Source organism: Butyrivibrio sp., assembly GCF_024699075.1.
Genome location: NZ_JAILQF010000079.1, coordinates 1 through 4,359 on the forward strand (window position 1 = coordinate 1; position 4,359 = coordinate 4,359).

The window sequence follows — 4,359 nt, forward strand, 5'->3', positions numbered from 1 at the left end:
ACATTGGCCACTTTCTCTTTTTTCAAAGACTCTTCTACAGCCTTTTCTGCGTTAGCAATTTTCTCCTGTCTTGTTGCTCCATGGAAAAGAGCTGAATGTACATCACAAAGCTTCTGCACTTTTGTAATAGGTGTGCCTTCCTTAATGAGCTCCTGCTCTGCTTTCATGATTTCTGAAGGTTCAACATCTCTAAAGTTTTCAACAAAATCCGCGCGCACCTTTTCAAGGTCTTCACCTTCTCCAAGTCTGTTTAGATATTCCTTAAGCTTGTTCATTCTATCATTAAACATTTTAAGCACCTCCGCTTATATAAGTTACCGGTAGAAAATTCTACATATTTCATTTCTTTAAGCCAAAGTATATGTTTTAACAAATAGAATGTATGTTGTTATAACAACAAAATCCAGAATAATATTACTTAAACATTTCTCGTAATCTCGGCCTCTTTTACCTGATTTCTATAATGGTCTGCCGCATCATCAGTCACTTTAAGCTCTTTATAGGTCGTTACTATTAGAACAAATGCGATCATGAACGTGAGAAAATCTGAGATTGGCATAGAATACAATACTCCGTCCAGTCCAAATCTTAATGGAAGAAGTAAAGCAAATCCTACTCCAAATACTATCTCTCTTATCATTGAAAGTGCGGTTGATTCAAGCGCCTTGCCCATAGCCTGAAGGAATATAAAGCAGGCCTTATTAACGCATGCAAATACTATCATGCAAAGATATATTCTGAACGCTTTGACAGCAAATTCTGTATAATACACGCTTTCGTTAGCTGCTCCGAATATTCCTATAAGTCCTTTTGGAAATCCCTCTACTATTACAAATGCCACTACGCCTACAACAGCTTCTGCAGTGAGCAGCGATGTAAACAGCTTCCTGACCCTGTCCTTAAGTCCGGCTCCCATATTGTAACCAACAATAGGAATACATCCTGCAGCCATACCAACAACTATGGATATTACTATCTGGAAAAATTTCATGACGATTCCAACAACAGCCATAGGAATCTGTGCGTACTGTTCCTGACTAAATACCTGATCCATTGCACCATACTTTCTTATCATATTGTTGATCGCAGCCATTGCTGCTACAAGTGATATCTGAGACAGAAAGCTTGTAACTCCAAGCATAAGAGTCTTTCTTACAACGCTTGAACTAAGTTTAAAATCTGATAATGACGGCTTTACAAGTTTCATATTAAGAAGGTATCCAATTGCAAGAACTGCTGTAACTATCTGACCTATTACAGTAGCAACTGCAGCTCCCATCATTCCCCATTTAAATACGAAGATAAAAACAGGATCTAGTATTATATTAATAAGAGCTCCTGCAAGTGTTGATACCATTGCAAACTTAGGACTTCCATCTGCTCTTATAACAGGGTTCATAGCCTGTCCGAACATATAAAAAGGAATTCCTATTGTTATATAGAAAAAGTATACCTTTGAATGATAAAAAGTCTCAGCATTAACTGTTCCACCAAACATAGCGATGATAGTATTACTAAACAATAGATATATGATCATCAAAGCAATACCACTTACTACCATTAATAAAACAGAATTACCTACACTTTTTCTTGCAGTAGCAGTTTCCTTTTTGCCAAGGCTAAGACTTACAAAAGCGCAGCATCCATCTCCTATCATTACAGCAATAGCAAGAGCTATTACTGTCAGCGGAAATACAACCGTATTGGCAGCATTACCGTAAGACCCAAGGTAACTAGCATTCGCTATGAATATCTGGTCTACGATGTTGTAAAGAGCTCCTACAAGAAGTGATATAATGCAGGGTATAGCATACTTTCGCATCAGGACTTCTACCGGCTCTTCTCCTAAAAATTTGTTTTTGTTTTCACTCATAGTTAATTTATCTCCTCACATAAAAATAGCGCATGGCCTTAAGCTGGTTTTACGCTTATAGCCACACGCTTTATTTTTCTATACTATATTTTTTTATTCATACTTCGCACATATAAATTAGTGACTTTCCTTGCGCTTTAATTACCATGGACAGTTAATAAAGTTTTTTTATCTTAACTACCCAAGATATCAAATTCGCAATTAGATAGGATTATTTATAATGTGAGAAGTTTAAGTATATCATTTGTATTTTAGTAGTACTAGTTTTGAAGATACTCTCCAATAGGACTGTTACTGTACTGCTTTATGATCTTTATGATGATAGTTCCATCATCCTGCTTCTTTTCTTCAAGTATTCTGTATTCGGTATTATTCTTTTCCAGAGAAGCTTTATAACTTTCAAGCTCTTGTATTGCAAGCTTTTCATTTTCTTCTTTGGACATTTCTTCTCTCTGACAAAAATGTAATGTCTGACATATGCATGCTGCCTGAACCTTCTTCATTATCCATCCTCTCTTTCTTTAATAAAAAATGAGCAGCCTAAACTGGTTTTACGCAGGATCTGCTACTCGTCTTTTTATATGATAAACTATATTTGTAAACCTGTTCAAAGGACATTTTTCACAATTATATATAGGATATTTATAGTTAATACTATCCAAATTTCTTATTAGTTATGACTCAAACTTCCCATTTTTTTGGGGGAGTCGAAATCCTTGATCAGGCAGATTCTGCTGATATAAATATGGGAGGGAATGTTTTATGGACAATCGTTCTAAAAGCAATAATCTCACTTTCTGGTCACTTGTATGGCTCCTGGGGCTTGCCGGTCAGCTTTGCTGGAACATGGAGAATCAGTGGTTCAATACCTTCGTCTATGCCAAGATAGCCAAAGATCCGACTATCATATCCTTAATGCTAGCCATATCTGCAATAGCTACAACTATCTCAACATTCCTTTTTGGATGCATATCTGACAGAAAAGGAATAAGGCAAAAGCTTGTATCTATCGGATATATTCTCTGGGGAATCTTCACCATTTTGTTTGGAACAACAGAATTTTTAAGAAAAGATGGTAACGATACTGCTTCAATCATAGGTGTTGCTTTTGCAGTAATTGCTGCTGATGCCATTATGAGTTTCTTTGGATCTATGGGTAATGATATAGGCTTTAATGCCTGGATCAATGATCATATGAACAAAGAAAATTCAGGAGCCTTAGGAGCTGCTCTTGCGGTACAGCCGGTAATAGGCACAATTGCAGGAACTGTACTTGGAGGTCTTTTAGTTGGTGCCGATGACAACTACATGCGTCTTTTTATAGTTATAGGCGGCAGCGTTATAGTTCTTGGAATTGTCTCTCTTATAGGTATGAAGGATGTAAGTACCCTTAAACCTTCTATCAAGGGGTCTTTTTTCGAACAGTTCTTCTCTATATTTAATGTAAAAGAATATTTAAAGCACAGAGAACTTGTCTATGTTAATCTGATGCTCGCTGTATACTTTATATCTTTTAATGTATACTTTTCACATCTTGGCAATTTCATGATCTACTATCTGGGATTTACGGCCGATACTATGGGACTTATAGAAGGTATAGGGCTTCTCATTGCCATGTTTACGACAATCCCTGCAATAAAGCTTATAAGAGCTGATAAATCTTCTCTTATTATCAGCTTAGCTATAATTGTTAATTCCATAGGTCTTCTTATAATAGGGCTTTTGGTATCGCCTGATTCTGTAGATCCGTCTACTATCTGGAATCCGGTGCTTCTTGCTGGAGTCCTCTTCGTAGGTATAGGTTATATTCTGTTCCTTCAGACAATTACTGTATGGTCCAAGCGCCTCTATCCGGAAGATGCCAGAGGACAGTTTGAAGGCATCAGAATAGTCTTCTACGTACTTATCCCAATGGTAGTAGCCCCTCTTATATCTAATCCTATTATCAAAAGAAGTGGCGAATATATTGACGAGTACGGCTTTAAAGCCTATCTTCCAACTAACACTCTCTTCATCGCAGGCTTTGTGATCGTACTTGTTACACTGCTGCCTTTACTTGCTGCAACCAAAGAGCACCAAAAAAAAGCATCTGATTGAGTACCTTGAATCATCTCATATTCTCAAAAAGTATTCTCTAATATAAAAATATTTTTCATAATCGAGTAGGTATGTAGTATATCCTGACGGAACTGTAGAAGATAACAACCTCTACTAATTATTAAACTTCCAACTCCCCATTTGTACAGTGGGGAGTTTTTTTACTATACAAATCTTTCATCACAAAATGGCTCGTCTTTATGCTTCGGACTATCCCCCTAAGTGGGAATTCCTGTCCTCAGCGACGAGCAGAAACCGAGTCCCGTGTCAAGACGTTTATGACAAGCGGTGCTAACGCAGGTCCTTAAACAAAAGTGTTGTAGATTTTGAGCCTAAATGCAGTTACACTTGAATTTACACTGCTTGTGCTCGGCATAGCCGAGGGCACC

4 protein-coding genes are annotated in these 4,359 nt (G+C 37.2%); 1 reads left to right on the forward strand and 3 read right to left on the reverse strand.

The features are described 5' to 3' along the window. From K6G87_RS03030 to K6G87_RS03040, 3 genes are all read right to left on the reverse strand, one after another. A partial coding sequence (locus K6G87_RS03030) for a DUF438 domain-containing protein (protein WP_296833711.1) occupies positions 1 to 290 on the reverse strand: 290 nt, incomplete at its 3' end. A gap of 128 nt (positions 291 to 418) precedes the next feature. Next, positions 419 to 1,873 (reverse strand): MATE family efflux transporter, encoded by a 1,455-nt coding sequence (locus K6G87_RS03035; protein ID WP_296833714.1) that lies wholly within the window; start codon positions 1,871 to 1,873, stop codon positions 419 to 421. 260 nt (positions 1,874 to 2,133) lie between these two features. Further along, on the reverse strand, positions 2,134 to 2,376 hold the full coding sequence (locus K6G87_RS03040; RefSeq protein ID WP_110073648.1) for a hypothetical protein: 243 nt from the start codon (positions 2,374 to 2,376) through the stop codon (positions 2,134 to 2,136). A 259-nt stretch (positions 2,377 to 2,635) separates the two neighbouring features. Here K6G87_RS03040 and K6G87_RS03045 point away from each other — a divergent pair, with 259 nt between their 5' ends. Then, on the forward strand, positions 2,636 to 3,970 hold the full coding sequence (locus K6G87_RS03045) for an MFS transporter (protein ID WP_296833722.1): 1,335 nt from the start codon (positions 2,636 to 2,638) through the stop codon (positions 3,968 to 3,970). The last annotated feature ends 389 nt before the right edge of the window (positions 3,971 to 4,359 follow it).